Raw genomic sequence first — 16,814 nt, forward strand, 5'->3', positions numbered from 1 at the left:
CACCGGGCGCAACGCATCGTCACACGAGGACGAGTGGGGCGCCGCTGCGACCGCTGCCGCTGCCGCTGTCGCCGACGCGACTCACGCGGTCAGCGTCGCGAGCACGCGCGGCCACGTGCCGTCGAGGTCGGCGAGCACGAGGTCGGCGCGCAGCCCGGGCACGAGTGAACCGCGATCGGTCAGCCCGACCGCGGCGGCTGGGCCGCTCGTGACGAGACCGACGGCCGCGGGCAGCGAGCACGATCCGCCGGCAACGAGCCGCACGACCGCACCGAGCTGGGCGTCGGGCAGGTAGTCCGAGGCGAGTGCGTCGACGAGCCCCGCGGAGATCAGCTCGCCGGCCGAGACGTTGCCGGCGTGCGATCCGCCGCGCATCGCGTTCGGGGCGCCCGCGACGACCAGGAGGCCGCGCCGGCGCGCGTGCGCCGCCGCGTCGAACGTGGTCGGGAACTCCGCGACCGCACCGCCGCGCTCCACGAGCTGGTCGACGTCGTCGCGAGTGGCGGGGTCGTGACCGAACAGCCGGATGCGTCCGGCGCGCGCGAGCCCACCGAGCCGTGCCAGCGTGCGCCGGCCGACCTCCCGCTGCTCGTCGCGTGAATCGCGCCACCACTCCACGTGCGCCGAGGCCTCGTCGGGGGTCATACCCTCGCCCTCGACCATCCAGCGCCGCATGGTGGACGGGTCGGCGTACTGCCCCTGCCCGGGCGTATGGTCCTCGTGCGAGACGACGAGCACCGCGTCGCCGGCCGCGGCGACGCGCGCTTCGAGCGCCGCGACGCCGGCCGCGCAGCGCACGTCGACGCGGTGCAGGATGCGCATCGCCGACGCGTCGAGCGCCTCGATGGCATCGGCGATCTCCTCGGCCGGCGGCGACCCGATCGGCAGGCCGACGGCGGTGCGCGACTGGAACGCGACGCCCTGGAACGCGGTCGTCGTTCCAGCAGCACGCAGCCGGCCCTCCGCCGCGGCGAGCGCGTACCCGACCGGTACCGATGCCCCGGGGCGAGGCCGCAGTTCGCGGCCCAACGCGTCGCCGTGCACGTCGACGAGGCCGGGCAGGCACATGGCGTCTCCACCGTCGAGGTCGGCGCCCCCGCCGGGCGGGTGCGGGGCGACCTCTTCGATGATCCCTGCGCGCACGACGATCCTGGCATCGTCGAGGATCCGGTCCGGCAGCACCGCGCGCACATGGCCCAGCACGTAGTCGGCGGGCGGGCGGCCGAGGGGCCAGCCCGCGGCATCCGCTCTGGTGACCGGGGCGGCGGTCGTGGTTGCGGTCATCCGGGTGCGTCCGCCGACGGGACGGACCCGCCGAGCTCGAAGACGACCCGCATCGCGTCGGCGCGGATCCATCGGCGGGTGAAGCACAGCAGCCGCCCGGATGCGGCGTCCCGGTTGACGCTCTCGACGAGCCAGACCGGGTCGCCCGTCGCGCATTCGAGGCCCTCGGCGACCTCGTCGGAGGCGACCTCGATGCTCGCCCGCGACGATGCCCGCTCGGGCGAGGCGCCCGCCATCTGCCGGAGGATCTCGTGCAACGACGACTCGTGTCGGATCGCCGTCGGCAGCTGCGGCAGCACGTCGACCGGCACCCACTCGTCGCCCCACGAGGCCGGCAGATCGTCGGTGAAGGAGCGTCGCCTGAGCCGGTAGCCGGCCTCGTCCGGAGCCCGGCCGAGATGCACCGCGACGTCGTGCGGGAGGTCGAGCGGGTCGCACGACAGCACGACGCTGCGCGGCACGGCGCCGGCATCGCGCACGGTGCGGCTCCACGACGGCGCCCGATCGGCCGAGATCATGTAGTCGATGCGCTTCGCCGTGTAGGTGCCGCCGCCCTTGATCCGGCGCACGAGCATGCGCCGCTGGAGCTCCTGCATCGCGGCTCGCGCCGCCGCACGCCCGACGCCGAACCGTTCGGCGATCTCGTGCTCGCCGGCGACCTTGGTGCCCGGCGGCAGTTCGGCGTACTCCGAGACCAGCCGGTCGGCGATGTGACGGAACCTCGTCTCTGGCATGTGGTGAAGTCTCGCCCGGCCGGGTGAACTGCAGGTGAAGTCCCAGCCGTCGCGCTCCGATCGCGCGGCCGCGTTGCAGTTGTCCGGACAGGGAACGACGCTCGTCGCGAGCCGTTCACGGGATCTTCGCGCCCGCACCCGGAGCCGTGTGCGTGGCACAGGTCTACTTGCCGACGACCGCTCCGCCCGTCGGAGCGGAGAACGCACACGGAACGAAAGCGAGTCGAGATGAGAACGAGGATCGCCAGCGCATGCGCGCTGCTTGCGGTCGTGGCCGGGGTGGCCGTGCCCACCGCCGCCGCACAGGCCGATGGACCGCCCGAGACCCCGGTGTTCAGCCAGCCCGGCGGCCGGTACACCGGCCCCACCACCGTCGAACTCACTGCCGAGCAGGGAGCCGAGATCCGCTACACGCTCGACGGATCGACGCCGACCGAGGCGAGTCCGGAGTACACCGAGCCGATCGCCATCACCGAGACCGCGAACCTCGCGGCGATCGCCATCGTCGACGGGGAGGCGTCGCCCGCGGAGATCGAGGGGTACCTCGTCAAGACCGACGAGCAGCCGCTGCTGTCGTTCTTCGTGATGAGCGACGTGCACACGTCGAGCCTCAGCGAGGTCAACCGCGGCATCTGGGCGAGCCATTTCGACACGCTCGCGTCGATCGACCCGGACCCCGACCTGATCGTCTCCAACGGCGACCAGATCAACGACAACAACTGGAACACCGCGGCAGACCACCAGGTCGTCAAGACGATCTTCGACGAGAACATCGCCCGCCTCGGCCTCGAGGACACGTCGATCCTGATGACGCACGGCAATCACGACGTCGGCAACGCCGACATGGCCCGGTACTACGGCGACTGGTTCCCCAACGCCTCCGGCGGCTACTCCGAGAAGACCTTCGGCGACCAGACGTTCCTCGTGGTCGACACCGAGAGCTACTCGGGCGCGCAGCGCACCTGGCTGCAGGGCCGCCTCGCCGCGCTCGCCGCCGAGCCCGGTGCCCTCAACCGCCCGGTCTTCGTCGTCGGTCACCGCCCGACCACGAGCACCGTGTTCGACGGCGCCCAGTCGTCGAACCCGGCACTGCGAGCCGACCTCGCCCTGCACCCGCAGGTCGTCTTCTTCTCAGGTCACTCGCACCTGAACCTGAACGACGAGCGGTCGATCTGGCAGGACTCCTTCACGGCCGTGAACGACGGATCGATGTCGTACACGGAGACGCCGCACGACGTGTACCAGCGATACGGCGACGCACTGTGGGAGGAGATGACGATTCCGACCGCCCAGGCGCTCCACGTCGAGGTCTATGCCGACCGCACCGAGATCGATCGCATCAACTTCGCCGCCGACGAGGACCGCACGTATACGAACGGCGTGTGGGGCGACTACCAGTCCGACTCCCCGTTCACGAGCGCCGGCACGCTCGCCGGGCCCACCTGGACGGTCCGCCTCGATGGCGGCACCGCCGCTGAGGTGCGCGAGAACTTCGACTACACCTCAGCCGAGCGCGACACCGTCGCCCCGACGTTCGACGGCACCCCCGAGCACCTCGTGGTCGAGGGGCGCGACGTCCTGCGGGTTCCCGCCGCGACGGATGACGAGTCCGTCTACGGCTACGACGTGCGGGTGAAGGATGCCGCGACCGGCGCGCTCGCCCTCCCGATCCGTGCCGGCGCGAAGGTGCTGTCCGACTTCCAGATCGCGCCGCGACCGAGCGTGCTCGACATCCCGCTCGCGATCCGCAACGGCCGTCAGGTCGACGCCCCGGTGGTCGGCCTGACGCCGGGCACGAACTACGTGGTCGACGTGACCGCCGTCGACATGTACGGCAACCGCTCGCAGACGAAGTCGGTGGAGTTCGTCGGCGGTGAGGATGCCGCGGCGCTGCCCGCACGCCTGAAGCTCTCGTCCACGGCGACCGAGGTGATCCCCGGTGAGGCGACCACGGTCACCACGACCGTCACCAACCAGTCGGGCACGCCGATGACCGAGGCATCCGTCTCGCTCGCGGTTCCCGACGGCTGGCACGCCCTCGCCGCGACCGAGTCCCGGTTCGCAGAGCTCGCCGACGGTGCGACGCGCGCCATCGATTGGGTCGTCGTGCCCCCGGCCGGCACCGCGGAAGGAGCGCACACGGTGACCGCCGAGGCGAGCTTCACCACGGCCGACGGGCCGGGCTCGATCGTCCGCCGCACCTCGCTGACGACGATCCTCGAGGGAGCGGTGCCGCGCTCGCGACTCTCGATCGCCGGGGTCTCCAGCGAGGAGGCACCCGCCGAGGCCGCGGTCAACGCGATCGACGGCGACCCGGCGACGCTGTGGCACGGTGCGTGGTCGGCCGCGCCCGCACCGACGTTCCCGCACTGGATCACGATCGACCTCGGGTCCGAGCACGTGCTCGACGGCTACCGCTACCTGCCGCGCCCCCTGCCCGCCACCAACGGCAATCTCAAGGACTACGAGATCCACGTGTCGAGCGACAACGTCGAGTGGGGCGACCCGGTGGCGACCGGGTCGTTCGCGGCGGGCGCCGGCTGGAAGCAGGTGGACTTCGCCGAGACGAGCGGCCGCTACATCCGGCTGACCGGCCTGAGCTCCCAGAACGGCCTGCAGTGGGGCGGTGGCGCCGAGTTCCTGCCGATGGGGCGCCTCGCCGCGCAGCAGCCGGACGTGGCGGTCACGACGGAGTCCCGCATGGCCGGCAAGCGGGTCATGCTCACGGTCGCCGTGGAGAACCGCGGCGCAGTGCCGGTCGACGCGAAGGTGATCACCGCCTACGGCATCCACGAGTTCGACGACGTGAAGCCGGGCAAGACCGTCTTCCACCCGTTCATGACGCGGCAGCAGGCCATCGAGGCCGGCGTGGCCGTCGCCGAGGTCACGGCCGCGGTCGACGGTGAGACGGTGACGCGCAGTGTGGTCTCGGGCTACACCGCGCGCTGACACGGCGCGACGGCACCCACCAGGGCCCCCGCGGTCCGTCGGACGAGCGTCCGGCGCCTCGCGGGGGCCTTCCGTGTCCCACCGGGGCATTCCGGTGAACATCACGCCGAGATCGCGCGACGAACCGAGCACTTGCACGTACAGGCGCGCAGAGCCGCCGCCTGTGGTTCATCTTCCGGTAACCACGTCGCCGTCGCTCGTTGGCGGCGGCTGCCTACGTTGAGGCAACGGAACACACAGCATGCGCCTGCACCGGGCGCAGCGGTCACGAAAGGTTTCCGATGAAGCTCAACTCCAAGGCCTGGCCCGCGGTCGCCGCGGCCGCCCTGCTCACCCTCGGCCTCGCCGCGTGCTCGTCGCCCTCCACGGCCGACGACACCGCAGCGGATGCCTCGGGCGCGAAGTTCGCCGTCGACGAGAACACGCTCGTCTTCGGCGTGGTGCCCGACTCGGTCGACACCGAGACGAACTACCAGCCGCTCATGGACTACATCGCGCAGGAGACCGGCAAGACGGTCGAGTACCACGAGTCCACCGACTACGCCGCGCTCATCGAGGCCGCCGTCGCCGGCAAGATCGACGTCGCCTCCTTCTCGGGCTTCACCTACGTGACCGCGACGAACAACGGCGCCGCCCTTACCCCGATCTCGTCGATCATCACCGAAGAGGGCCAGGAGCCCGGCTACTTCTCGCAGGCGATCGTGCCCAAGGGCAGCGCCATCACCGACCTCGCCGGCTTCAAGGGCAAGAAGGTCTGCTTCGTCGACCCGTCGTCGACCTCGGGCTACCTGTTCCCGAGCTACAACCTGCTGAACGAGGGCATCGACCCCGAGACCGACGTCACCCCGGTCTTCGCGGGCAAGCACGACGTCTCGGTCACCAAGACCGGTGAGGGCGTCGAGTGCGAGGCCGGCTTCGCCGAGGACAGCGAGGTCGCCAAGAGCGACAAGGTCGAGATCATCTCCGAGACCATGGTGCCCGGCGCACCGATCGTGATGTCGAACACGCTGCCCGAAGAGCTGCAGACGCAGCTGACCGACATCCTCAGCGAGGTCACGATCGACGAGATCATCGCCGCCGGCGTCGACAGCGCCGACAGCGACGGGTTCCGCAGCGTGTTCTTCGCCACTTCGCCGGTGGACGACGCGTACTACGACACCATCCGCGACATCTGCGAGAAGACGAACGCGGAGCAGTGCCAGGGCTGACGCCCCGGCACTGAACACGCTCGAGAACGCACGGAACACGGAACACGGAGCACCAGATGAGCACGCCAGTCGGCAACGAGGATCCAGCCGTCATCGACGTCACCGGACTCACCAAGGAGTTCGGCCGCACCGTGGCGCTGCAGGGGGCGTCGCTCACGGTCGCGCGGGGGGAGATCGTGGTGCTCCTCGGGCTGTCGGGCTCGGGCAAGTCGACGCTGCTGCGGCATCTCGACGGGCTCGAGACTCCGACCTCCGGTTCCGTGCGGGTGCTCGGCCAGGAGGTGCCGCGCCTTTCGGGGCGGCGCCTCCGGGCCCTGCGCAGCCGCATGGGGTTCGTCTTCCAGCAGTTCGACCTCGTGCCGTCGCTCACGGTGCTCGAGAACGTGCTGACCGGTGCGCTCTCCGAGCTGCGAGGCCCGCGCATCGGGCTCTGGAGCTACCCGCGGCGCCTGAAGCTCGCGGCGCTCGGCCACCTCGACCGGGTGGGCCTGCTCGACCGGGCCTACCAGCGGGCCGACACCCTCTCGGGCGGCCAGCAGCAGCGCGTCGCCATCGCGCGCGCCCTCATGCAGAACCCCGAGATCCTCCTCGCCGACGAGCCCGTCGCCTCCCTCGACCCCGAGTCGAGCGAACAGGTCATGTCGCTCATCCGCGAGATCGCGATGGACGAGGGGCTCACCGTCGTCTGCAGCCTGCACCAGGTCGACCTCGCGCTCTCGTGGGGCGACCGCATCGTCGGCCTCCGCCACGGCGAGGTCGTGCTCGACACCCCCGCCGAGGGGCTCTCCAAGGCCGAGGTCATGGAGATCTACGGCCGGGTCGCCACGTCGACCACCGAACTCGAGGCGATCGAGGTCGAGCTCGCGGATGCCGCGACCGACGCCGCCTCCGAGCCGCGCCTCGCCGACGGCGCGCTGCGCTCATGAGCCTCGCCACCGCGACGCCGCCGGCCCCGTCGGCCCCGCCGCCCTCGTCTCCGTCCACGATCGCCGAACGCGCGCCCCGCCGGCGCGTCTCGCCGGAGCGCATCGCCGCGATCCTGACGCTCGGCGCGATCGTCGTGGCATCCGTCATCGCCCTCGCCGACTCGGGCATCTCGATCCCGAGCATGATCGAGAGCTGGGGCAACGCCGAGCGGTTCTTCGCCCGCGTCGGCACCATCACCTTCCCCGAGCCGGGGGAGCTCCTCTACCTGACCGCCCTCACGATCGGCCTCGTGCTCTGCGGCACGCTGCTCGCCGCGGTGATCTCGGTGCCGGTCGCCTACCTCGCCGCATCGAACACGACGCCGGGCAGGGGCTGGCAGGCCTTCGGACGCTTCGTCACCGTGCTGACCCGTGCGATCCCCGACGTCGTGCTCGCGATGGTCTTCGTCCTCATGTTCTCGCTCGGGTCCCTCCCCGGCATCCTCGCGATCGGCATCCACTCGGTCGGCATGATCTCCAAGCTCTTCGCCGACGCGATCGAGCAGATCGACGAGGGACCTCGCCTCGCGATCCGCGCCGCCGGCGGCTCGAAGCTGCAGGAGTTCACGAGCGGCATCCTGCCGCAGGTGCTGCCGTCGTGGGTCGCGACCGTGCTGCACCGCAACGACATCAACCTGCGCGGCTCGGTCGTGCTCGGCTACGTCGGCGTCGTCGGGCTCGGCATGGAGATGTCGTTCGCGTTCAAGTCGCTGAACTACTCCGAGGGCCTCGGCATCGCCCTCGTGATGTTCGCGCTCTGCGTCGTCATGGAGATCGTCTCGAGCGTCGTGCGCCAGGCCATGCTCGGCGGCACGCCGTCGGGGCGCGGTCTCGGCGACCGGGTCGTGCGCGGCGTGCAGAACGCCAGGGCCCGTGGTCGGGCGACCGCCGTACCCGCGGCGCCTCGACCGGCGTCCGGCGGCGACCTCGAGGCGGCGCTCCGCCGCCCGTGGGACGCCGTGCGGATCCGCAACACAATCTGGGGCTGGGTCGCGCTCGCCGTCGTCATCGGCAGCGTGCTCGTCTGCAATATCCAGTGGGGCGACCTCGTTACGTTCTGGGCGAAGATCCCCGCGATCGCCGTGCAGTTCTGGCCGCCGAGCTTCGGCAACTACGACGCCGCCACGATGTTCGGGGCGATGGCGCAGACGATCGGCATCGCGCTCGCCGCGACCCTGCTCGCCTTCGTCGTCTCGGTGTTCGTCGGTTCGCTCGCCGCCCGCAACGTCGCTCCGAACGGCACGGTCCGCACCTCGATGCGACTGCTGCTCGTCGTGATCCGCGGCATCCCCGAGGTGATCCTCGCGATCGTGCTCATCGTCATCACCGGCCTCGGCAGCCAGGCGGGCACGCTCGCCCTCGCGTTCGGCGGCATCGGCCTGCTCGGCAAGCTCATCGCCGACTCGTTCGAAGAGGTGAAGTCGGGACCCGAGCGTGCACTGCGCGCCACCGGTGCGAACCGCGGCCAGGTGTACGCCTCGGCGACGCTGCCGCAGGGCACGCGGGCGCTCATCGGCCACAGCTTCTACCTGCTCGACACGAACATCCGTGCGGCGACGATCCTCGGCATCGTGGGCGGCGGCGGCATCGGCTACTACCTGCTGAACGCCGGGCAGGGCTCGAACTACGCGGTCGTGACCGCGATCGTGCTGATGATCCTCGTCACCGTGCTCATCGTCGAGGGCATCGCGATGTGGATGCGGCGGGTGTTCCGATGAACGCGGGCTTCGACGTCGCCGTCGTCGGCTCGGGCATCGTCGGCCTCGGCGCCGCCCTCGCCGCGCACCGGCGCGGGCTGCGGGTCGTCGTGATCGAGCGGGGCAGCGAGGCCTCCGGGGCATCCGTGCGCAACTTCGGCCACCTGTGCTTCACCCCGCAGGCCGGTCTCGCCCGCGACTTCGCGCTCACCTCTCGCGAGCTGTGGCTCGGTCTCGCCCTCGATGCCGGCGTGTGGCTGCGCGAATCGGGCACCCTCGTTGCCGCTCGCCGCGACGACGAGTTCGCCGTGCTCCGCGATCTCGCCGCCACGCGCGGCGTCGAGGTCGAGCTGCTCACGGCGGCCGAGGCCGAAGCGCGGATGCCGCTCGCCCCGGGCACGGCCGTCGGCGGCGCCTTCCTCCCGCGCGACCTGCAGGCGAACCCGCGCCAGGCCGTCGCCGCGCTCGCCGCGCACCTCGAGCGCGAGGGCGTGGAGTTCCGCCGCCGCACCACGGTCGGCGCGGTGCGCCCCGGACGCGTCGAGACGAGCCGCGGTCCGATCGACGTCGGTCGCGTCATCGTCGCGGTGAACCACGACATCGACCTGCTCTACCCCGAGGTCGCCGAGCGGCACGGCATCGTGCGGTGCTCGCTCGACATGATGCGGGTCGCGGCCGAGCTGCGGATGCCGCTCGCCGCACCACTGCTCACCGGGTGGTCGCTCGTGCGCTACGGCGCCTTCTCGGCGACGCCGGCGGCTGCGGCGCTCCGCGAGCGGCTGCATTCCGAGCGGCCCGACCTCGCCGCTCTCGACCTGAACCAGATGTACACACGACTGCCCGACGGCACGCTCATCGTGGGCGACACCCACTCGCGGGGCGCGACCGTGGCGCCATTCCAGGCTGAGTTCGCGTTCGAGTCGATGCTCGACGAGACCCGCGTGCTGTTCGGCGTCGACGCGCTGCGCGTGGTCGAGCGCTGGCAAGGCGTCTATGCGAGCGGGCCCGACGACTTCCTCATCGAGGAGGTCGAGCCCGGCGTACACCTCGCAAGCGCGACCACCGGCATCGGCATGACGACCGGACTCGGGCTCGCCGAGCACGTCGTCGCCGCCTTCTCCGACGACGTCACGACCACCGCCGACGAGCCGGGCTTCGCCTCGGCACCCACGACCACCCTGCAGAAAGGCGCATCATGACCGCGAACACCCCCACCGTCCTCTCCGACGACGAACTCGCCGAGCGCGACGAGCTGGCCGAGCTCTCGGAGGCCGGCGAGGTCGACGCCCGCGCGCTCGTGGCCGAGCAGCTCGACGAGCAGCTCGAGGATCTCGACGACGACGGCGACTTCGACGACGACGAGGAATCCGGTGACATCGAGCTGATCGTGCTCGACATGGCCGGCACCACCGTCGCCGACGACGGGGTCGTCGAGCGGGCGTTCGCCCTCGCCGCCGAGCGCAGCGGCATCGCGACCGGCGATGACTTCGAGGCCGCGCTGCAGTACGTGCGCGACACCATGGGCCAGTCGAAGATCGAGGTGTTCCGGGTGCTCGCCGATGGCGACGAGGACGCCGCGCAGCACGCGAACGCGGCCTTCGAAGGCGCCTACGCCGAACTCGTCGCGAGCGAGGGCGTCGCCGAGATCGCCGGCGCGGCCGACGTCATCAGGGAACTGCGGGGCGCCGGGGCATCCGTCGTGCTCACGACCGGGTTCTCGCCCGCGACCCGTGACGCGATCATCGACTCGCTCGGCTGGCACGACCTCGCCGACGCGCTGCTGTCACCGGCAGACGCCGGCCGCGGCCGCCCGCACCCCGACATGCCGCTCACGGCGCTGCTGCGCACGGGCGCGAGCGCGGTCGACGCCATGGTCGTCGTCGGCGACACCGTCAGCGACATCGCATCGGGCGTCAACGCCGGTGCCGGGTTCGTCGTGGGCGTGCTGAGCGGCGCCCACGACCGCGACGCCCTCGAGGCCGCAGGCGCCGACGCCGTCATCGATTCCATCGTCGAGCTGCCCGCGCTGCTCGGCCTCCGCGGCGAGTAGCGCCGTGTCGATGCACACCGTGGTGCGGGTGGGCGACCTCGATGTGATCGTCAAGCCGTCGCCGGTCGCCATGGTCTGGTACGAACCCGGGCGCCCGCACGAGGCACTCGCGGCGCCCGGGGTGCGGCTCGCGCCAGGCGAGGCGCTCGTCGAGGTCGAGCTCGCGACCGTCTGCGGTTCCGACGTGCACACCGTGAGCGGCCACCGCTCGGCCCCTGCGCCGCTCGTGCTCGGACACGAGCAGGTCGGCCGCGTCGTCGCCGTCGGCGACGGTGCCGTGCGCGCCGATGGCACGCGGCTCGCGCTCGGCGACCGCGTCGTCTGGTCGGTCACGGTCAGCTGCGGCGACTGCGACCGCTGCCGCAGGGGGTTCACGCAGAAGTGCCGCGTGCTCGCGAAATACGGGCACGAGCGCGTGCACCGCGGCTGGGAGCTCTCGGGCGGGTTCGCCACGCACGTGCAGTTGCGCGCGGGCACCGCGACCGTGCGTGTCAGCGAGTCGCTGCCTGCGGCAATCGCCGCACCGGCCTCGTGCGCGACGGCCACGGCGGTCGCCGCCCTCGACGCCGCCGCGGCGAAGGTCGATCTCGACGGCGCCCTCGTGCTCGTCACCGGGGCGGGCATGATCGGGCTCTCCGTCGCTGCCATGGCCGTCGAGGCGGGCGCCGAGGTCGTCGTCGCCGATCCGGATGCCTCGCGGCGGGCCTTCGCCCGCCGGCTCGGCGCCGTCACGGCCGACCCGCTGGCCCGGGGCACGTCGCCCGAACGACTCGACAGCGTGCTCGCCGGCTTCGCCGAGCGGGGGCTGCCCGAGGTGCTCGTCGCCATCGAGGCATCCGGCACCGCAGCGGCCGTGCGGACCGTGCTCGACGTCGTCGGGGTCGGCGGCGTCGCCGTGCTCGTCGGCAGCGTCTCGCCGGGTTCGGAGGTCAGCCTCGACCCCGAGACCGTCGTGCGCCGCCTCGCCACCGTGACCGGCGTGCACAACTACACAGCGGGCCAGCTCGAGCAGGCGGTCGCGTTCCTCGAGCGGTCGTGGCAGTCGCTGCCGTTCGACGAACTCGTGGGAGTGACGCATCCGCTCGCCGAACTCGACCTCGCGCTCGAGGAGGCCGCGACCGGCCTGCACGTGCGCGTCGGGGTGGCGCCGGGGCGTCGGCCGATCTGATCCGGAATTCTGGAGACCTGAGGAGCCGGGAGACGTAGGCTGATCGAATCATGCGCGTCATCAGCTACAACCTTCGCAAGCACCGGGCGAGCGGCGAACTCGTCGGGCTCGTCGAGCGCCATGAGCCCGACATCCTGTGCCTGCAGGAGTGCGACACGCAGGACCTGCCGCCGCACATCCACGACCTGCAGCTCGCCGACGCGACCCAGCGCAACCGGCTCGGCCTCGCGCTGTACTACGACGCCGAGCGGTTCCGGGCGGTGCGCATCCAGGCGTTCGCGCTCAAGAAGTCGTTGCACGACCGGTTGCTGCAGCCCGCGCACGAGCGCCTCATCGGCGTGCGTCTCTACGACAACGAGGCGCAGCGCGAGCTCATCGTCGCCTCGTTCCACGCGGCTCCGCTGACGGCGCTGAACTCCCTGCGGCGCCACCAGATCAAGTCGGCGCTCGGCGAACTGCAGTTCCTCGGTCCGGGCCTGCCGACGCTCATGGTCGGCGACTACAACTACCCGATCTTCAAGGAGAATCTCGGCGAGAAGGTGCGTGACTCGGGCTACGACCTGACGCTCAGCGACAAGCGCACGTACACCCGCTACAAGTTCTTCCGCGGGCACTTCGACCTCGCGACGTCGGTCGGCCTCGACATCGCCGGCGTCGAGACGCTCGCGCGCGGCTCGTCCGACCACATGCCGATCCTCGTCGACGCCGACTACAGCGTCGCGGTGCCGGCGAGCGCCCCATGATCGGTCGCGAGCTCGCGCTCGCACTGCGGGAGGCCGGGCTCGCGTGGGACCCGGAGTCGGGCGACCGGTTCCAGCTCCACGTGCCCGGCGCCGTCGAGTCCGAGGTCGAGGCCGACGTCTTCACGGTCAGCGAGATGACGATCGAGCCGCAGGAGTTCCCGACCGACACGGTGCTCGGCTTCAACGGCACGACCGAGTGGGCGCTCGACTCCGTCTCGGTCGGCGACGCGGTGTGGCTGCCGCGCGAAGACCAGCTGAGGGAGCTGCTGCGCGGGGCGTTCCGTGCGCTGCGACGTCTCGATGACGCGTTCGAGGTCGAGATCGAGCTCGGCGGCGAGATGCGCCGCTTCGAGCATCCCGATGTCGCCGAGGCCTACGGGCTCGCCCTGCTCGAACTGATCGAGCGATCGCGATGACGGATGCCTCGGCGCCCGTGCCGCCCGAGTCGGCTGTGCCTGCCGTGCCGGCCGCGCTGCAGGCGCTCGCCGACGCGGGTTCCGCTGCCGCGCGCGAGCTCGGCGAACACACCGCCCGCGACGAGGCGCTCGCCGAGTACGTGCCCGAGCGGCGCGCCCTCGGCGTCCCGCGCGCGGCGCGGATGACCCCGATCGGGCGGGTGTGGCGACTCGGAGTGCTGCTCGTCGACGCCGACGGGCGCCTCTTCGCGACGGGCCGCGTCGTGCGCGCCGAGCGCCCCGTCCGGCGGAGCACCCCCGCCGCGGCGATCGCCGAGCAGCGGGCCTACGCGGCAGCCGCTGCGAAGGGCGGCTTCGCCGAGGGCGAGACCGTGAACTTCGGTGCCGTGCCGGTCGACCCGGCCGAGCTCGTGCGCGCCGGGGCATCCGGACCGATCGTCGTCGCGGGTGACGAGCTGTTCGTGCGCTGGAGCCCGGCGCAGCCCGATGCGCTGACCCCGCTCGACCGCTACCTCGCCGACCGGGTCGAGCTGCTCGCGAACCCGCCGTCCGGTGCGTGAGCCTTCCGCGGTCGGCCTCCGTTTGCTAGGGTCGACGATCGTGTCCTGTAATTACACGGCAATGATCATTCGGCCCCGCACCGCCTGAGGCGGAGCGACCGAACCTTCACCCGTCCCTCCGCCTCGGCCAATGACCCTGGCCGCGGTGCCGCTTCGGCGCGCCCGGCTGACGATCCTCGCCAGCGGAGTTCTCATTGCGTACACACATCCCTTCCTCCCTTCCCTTCTCGTCTTCTGCTTCCCGTTCCGGTCGATCCGCTCGTTCGCACCGGGCATCGAATCCGGCCCCGGCGCTCACCCGGCCGTCGGCCGGCGGCCGTCACGAGCTCGGCCAGAACTTCCTGGTCGATCGCCGCGTCGTCGAACGATTCGCCTCGCTCACGGCCGCGACGCGCGGCCCGATCATCGAACTCGGCGCCGGCAGCGGTGCGATCACGCGCGAACTCGCGGCGCTCGGCCGGCCGCTCACCGCGCTCGAGATCGACGGGCGCCGGGCCGACTCCCTCCGTCGTGAGTTCGAGGATCACTCGCACGTGACGATCGTGGAAGCCGACGCCCTCGCGTGGCGGTATCCCTCCGCACAGCACACCATCGTCGGCAACGTGCCGTTCCACCTGACCACCGCCATCATGCGCTCGCTCCTCGCTCGGGGAGGCTGGACCGACGCGATCCTGCTCACCCAGTGGGAGGCCGCGCGGCGGCGCTGCGGGGTCGGCGGTTCGAGCCTGCTGACTGCTCAATGGGACCCGTGGTTCACGTTCCGCCTGCACGAGCGCGTGCCGGCTCGGGCGTTCAAGCCGGCACCGTCGGTCGACGGCGGCGTCTTCACGATCGAGCGGCGCTCCGAGCCGCTCGTGCCGACCGCCGAACGCGCCGCGTACCAGGCCTTCGTCGCCGAGGTCTATCGGGGGAAGGGGCGCGGGCTCGCGCAGATCCTCCGCCGCACCTCGCGGCCGGTCCGGGCCGAACGCGTCGCCGAGCTGCTGGGCGCCGTGGGGGTGGCGGCCGAGGTGCTGCCGAGCCGGCTCACCGGGCCGCAGTGGGCCGCACTCTGGGCCGGGGTGCGCGGGGCTGCCGGAGGTCGCGGCTGATGGGATGTCGGAAGGCGGAGGTGGGCAGTGCTGACCAGGCGGCCCGCCATCGAAGGTTCACGGTCGATCGAGTTCGGCGGCTAGGGTCTCGTCGTGTGATCGTATGGCTCAACGGCACCCACGGGGTGGGCAAGACGACGACGAGTGCACTCGTGCAGCAACTGATCGCGGATTCACGGGTGTTCGACGCAGAGAAGGTCGGCGAGACGCTCATGGACGTCAGGCCGGGGCTGCCCCGGACGGACAACTTCCAGCACTGGCCGCCGTGGCGACCGCTCGTGGTCGAGACCGCTCGGCGAATTCTCGACTACACCGGCGGCACGCTGGTGATGCCGATGACCGTGCTCGTGGAGCCGTACTGGCGGGAGATCAGCGACGGACTGGCGGACTACGCCATTCCGGTGCGGCACTTCGTCCTCCACGCCGACCGGAGCACCCTTCGTCGACGCATCGAGGGAGACACGGTGCTCGGACCCTCCGAGTTCCGTTTCGCGCACCTCGATCCCTATGCCGAGGCGTTCCGCACCTGGCTGCACGACGAGGCGGAGGTGATCGACACCACAGACCTCACCCCCGCTCAGGCCGCACTGCGGATCGCGGAGCGCGTCGACTCGGCTGCCCCGTAGGAGCGGTAGTCGGCCGCCTTCGCGCGAGAGCTCACTGGTCGGACCGGATTCATTCTCGTCGGACTGGACGTTTCGCACGTTCGGGTACATGTACTGGGTGAGAGACGACTTCTGGGAGGTGAAGGTGATCGACTCCATCGATGATGCGATCGCGTCGACGGCTCCGACCGTGGCGCGACGTGACCACGAGCTCTTCGACCTTGTCGAGACGGTTGTGGAGGAGCGAATTCCGCGCCGGCGACGCAAGCGGCGCGCGCTCATGCTGGGTACCGGGGTACTCGCATTGCTCCTCGGAGGGACGTCTGTGGCGTTGGCCGCTCCCGACTTGCATTGGCCGTGGGGCACGAGCCCTGACGGCGCTGTCGAACGGGTGAACCCAGCAGGTGAGTCGTGCACCCTGGCATTCAAGGTGCATGCCGAGGGCGTTCCGGAAACGGACCCGGCAGTAGTGGTTGCGCGGGAGGTGCTGTCGGCGATCGACCTCGAGACCCTGGAGATCGATCCGGCGTTACGCGATGAGAACCGTGCTCGGGCTGCGGCCGACATGGAGCGGAGGATCTCGTTGGGAGTGGTGAAGCGTGGCACCCGAGCGGACCCGGATGCCGAGACCATCAGTCGAACCGTCGCCGAACTGATCGCAGACGGCGTCCGCGCTGCGGGCCTCGACCCGGGGCACATCGTCGTTGAAGGCGGCATGCTCTGCGGCGACGATGACGGCAGCCGAGATGACGGGAACTGATCGTGAGCGGGGTGCCCGGCTCGAGCGCGCCGTTCGCGCGAACGCCGTCGACCTGCTCGCGTACCTCGAACGCCGCATCGACACACCCGCTGACGCTGCCGACGCACTCGGCGAGACGCTGCTCCAAGTGTGGCGGCGCAGGGCGAAGATGCCGGCCGACGATGAAGCACTCCGTCCGTGGTTGTTCGCCTTCGCCCGCAACACGCTGTTGAACGCGCGCAAAGCCAGTCGCCGGCGCACCGCCGGCACAACGGCGCTGCGTGGGTACCTCGCCGCGGCTCACCCCGCAGTGGTGGACCATGCTGAGAGCCTCGCCGTTCGCGAAGCCGTCGCGGCACTTGGTCCGGATCTGCGCGAGCTGGTGCTCCTGGTGCACTGGGAAGGCCTCAGCATCAGCGACGCCGCAGTGGTCCTCGACATCCCAGCATCAACGGCGCGATCGCGCTACGCCGTGGCCAAGGCGAGGCTCCGCGACGAACTCGACGAAGCACCGCAGGCCGGCCAGAAGCCGGGCGGGATTTCCCGTGCCTGAGATCAGCGAAGCCCCAGCTGAAGGCAGCAGGGTGGACGCGTGATCGAGGATT

16 protein-coding genes are annotated in these 16,814 nt (G+C 71.2%); 14 read left to right on the forward strand and 2 right to left on the reverse strand.

Going from position 1 to position 16,814, the window contains the following annotated elements; genetic code table 11:
• Window positions 1-81 precede the first annotated feature (81 nt).
• Complete coding sequence (locus BUR99_RS06890; protein ID WP_084183751.1) at window positions 82-1,284, reverse strand: alpha-D-ribose 1-methylphosphonate 5-triphosphate diphosphatase; 1,203 nt, start codon at window positions 1,282-1,284, stop codon at window positions 82-84.
• Window positions 1,281-2,018 carry a GntR family transcriptional regulator gene (locus BUR99_RS06895; protein ID WP_074259663.1) on the reverse strand — a complete coding sequence of 246 codons (738 nt, stop codon included), beginning with the start codon at window positions 2,016-2,018 and terminating at the stop codon, window positions 1,281-1,283. The genes BUR99_RS06890 and BUR99_RS06895 overlap by 4 nt, the downstream gene beginning before the upstream one ends.
• A 228-nt stretch (window positions 2,019-2,246) precedes the next feature.
• Between BUR99_RS06895 and BUR99_RS06900 the strand changes: the two genes are divergently transcribed.
• The 14 genes from BUR99_RS06900 (at window position 2,247) to BUR99_RS06965 (ending at window position 16,762) form a co-directional block, all read left to right on the forward strand.
• Window positions 2,247-4,967, forward strand: coding sequence for a discoidin domain-containing protein (locus BUR99_RS06900; protein WP_084183753.1), 2,721 nt, complete (start codon window positions 2,247-2,249; stop codon window positions 4,965-4,967).
• A gap of 281 nt (window positions 4,968-5,248) precedes the next feature.
• The gene (locus BUR99_RS06905) at window positions 5,249-6,175 is read left to right on the forward strand and encodes a phosphate/phosphite/phosphonate ABC transporter substrate-binding protein (RefSeq protein ID WP_074259665.1); all 927 of its coding nucleotides are present in this window, start codon (window positions 5,249-5,251) and stop codon (window positions 6,173-6,175) included.
• 56 nt (window positions 6,176-6,231) lie between these two features.
• Window positions 6,232-7,101, forward strand: coding sequence for a phosphonate ABC transporter ATP-binding protein (gene phnC / locus BUR99_RS06910; protein WP_074259666.1), 870 nt, complete (start codon window positions 6,232-6,234; stop codon window positions 7,099-7,101).
• Window positions 7,098-8,858: a phosphonate ABC transporter, permease protein PhnE gene (gene phnE, locus BUR99_RS06915; protein WP_074259667.1), complete on the forward strand. Its 1,761-nt coding sequence runs from the start codon at window positions 7,098-7,100 to the stop codon at window positions 8,856-8,858. Before phnC ends, phnE begins: the two co-directional genes overlap by 4 nt.
• Complete coding sequence (locus tag BUR99_RS06920; protein ID WP_074260253.1) at window positions 8,855-10,036, forward strand: TIGR03364 family FAD-dependent oxidoreductase; 1,182 nt, start codon at window positions 8,855-8,857, stop codon at window positions 10,034-10,036. Before phnE ends, BUR99_RS06920 begins: the two co-directional genes overlap by 4 nt.
• Complete coding sequence (locus BUR99_RS06925) at window positions 10,033-10,887, forward strand: phosphonatase-like hydrolase (RefSeq protein WP_074259668.1); 855 nt, start codon at window positions 10,033-10,035, stop codon at window positions 10,885-10,887. Before BUR99_RS06920 ends, BUR99_RS06925 begins: the two co-directional genes overlap by 4 nt.
• A 10-nt stretch (window positions 10,888-10,897) precedes the next feature.
• Window positions 10,898-12,055 carry an alcohol dehydrogenase catalytic domain-containing protein gene (locus tag BUR99_RS06930; RefSeq protein WP_074260254.1) on the forward strand — a complete coding sequence of 386 codons (1,158 nt, stop codon included), beginning with the start codon at window positions 10,898-10,900 and terminating at the stop codon, window positions 12,053-12,055.
• A gap of 50 nt (window positions 12,056-12,105) precedes the next feature.
• Window positions 12,106-12,798 carry an endonuclease/exonuclease/phosphatase family protein gene (locus BUR99_RS06935; RefSeq protein WP_074259669.1) on the forward strand — a complete coding sequence of 231 codons (693 nt, stop codon included), beginning with the start codon at window positions 12,106-12,108 and terminating at the stop codon, window positions 12,796-12,798.
• A complete protein-coding gene (locus BUR99_RS06940) occupies window positions 12,795-13,214 on the forward strand; it encodes a pilus assembly protein CpaE (RefSeq protein ID WP_074259670.1) in 420 nt (139 codons plus the stop codon). The genes BUR99_RS06935 and BUR99_RS06940 overlap by 4 nt, the downstream gene beginning before the upstream one ends.
• The gene (locus BUR99_RS06945; protein WP_074259671.1) at window positions 13,211-13,774 is read left to right on the forward strand and encodes a hypothetical protein; all 564 of its coding nucleotides are present in this window, start codon (window positions 13,211-13,213) and stop codon (window positions 13,772-13,774) included. The genes BUR99_RS06940 and BUR99_RS06945 overlap by 4 nt, the downstream gene beginning before the upstream one ends.
• Before the next feature lie 194 nt (window positions 13,775-13,968).
• Window positions 13,969-14,865 (forward strand): 23S ribosomal RNA methyltransferase Erm, encoded by an 897-nt coding sequence (gene erm, locus BUR99_RS06950; protein ID WP_234980776.1) that lies wholly within the window; start codon window positions 13,969-13,971, stop codon window positions 14,863-14,865.
• Between the two features lie 95 nt (window positions 14,866-14,960).
• Window positions 14,961-15,491: a P-loop NTPase family protein gene (locus tag BUR99_RS06955; protein ID WP_074259672.1), complete on the forward strand. Its 531-nt coding sequence runs from the start codon at window positions 14,961-14,963 to the stop codon at window positions 15,489-15,491.
• Window positions 15,492-15,579: 88 nt separating this feature from the next.
• On the forward strand, window positions 15,580-16,230 hold the full coding sequence (locus BUR99_RS06960) for a hypothetical protein (RefSeq protein WP_074259673.1): 651 nt from the start codon (window positions 15,580-15,582) through the stop codon (window positions 16,228-16,230).
• Complete coding sequence (locus BUR99_RS06965) at window positions 16,202-16,762, forward strand: RNA polymerase sigma factor (protein ID WP_084183755.1); 561 nt, start codon at window positions 16,202-16,204, stop codon at window positions 16,760-16,762. Before BUR99_RS06960 ends, BUR99_RS06965 begins: the two co-directional genes overlap by 29 nt.
• Window positions 16,763-16,814: the final 52 nt, after the last annotated feature.

This window comes from Agromyces cerinus subsp. cerinus (assembly GCF_900142065.1).
In the GTDB taxonomy this organism is placed as follows: domain Bacteria; phylum Actinomycetota; class Actinomycetes; order Actinomycetales; family Microbacteriaceae; genus Agromyces; species Agromyces cerinus.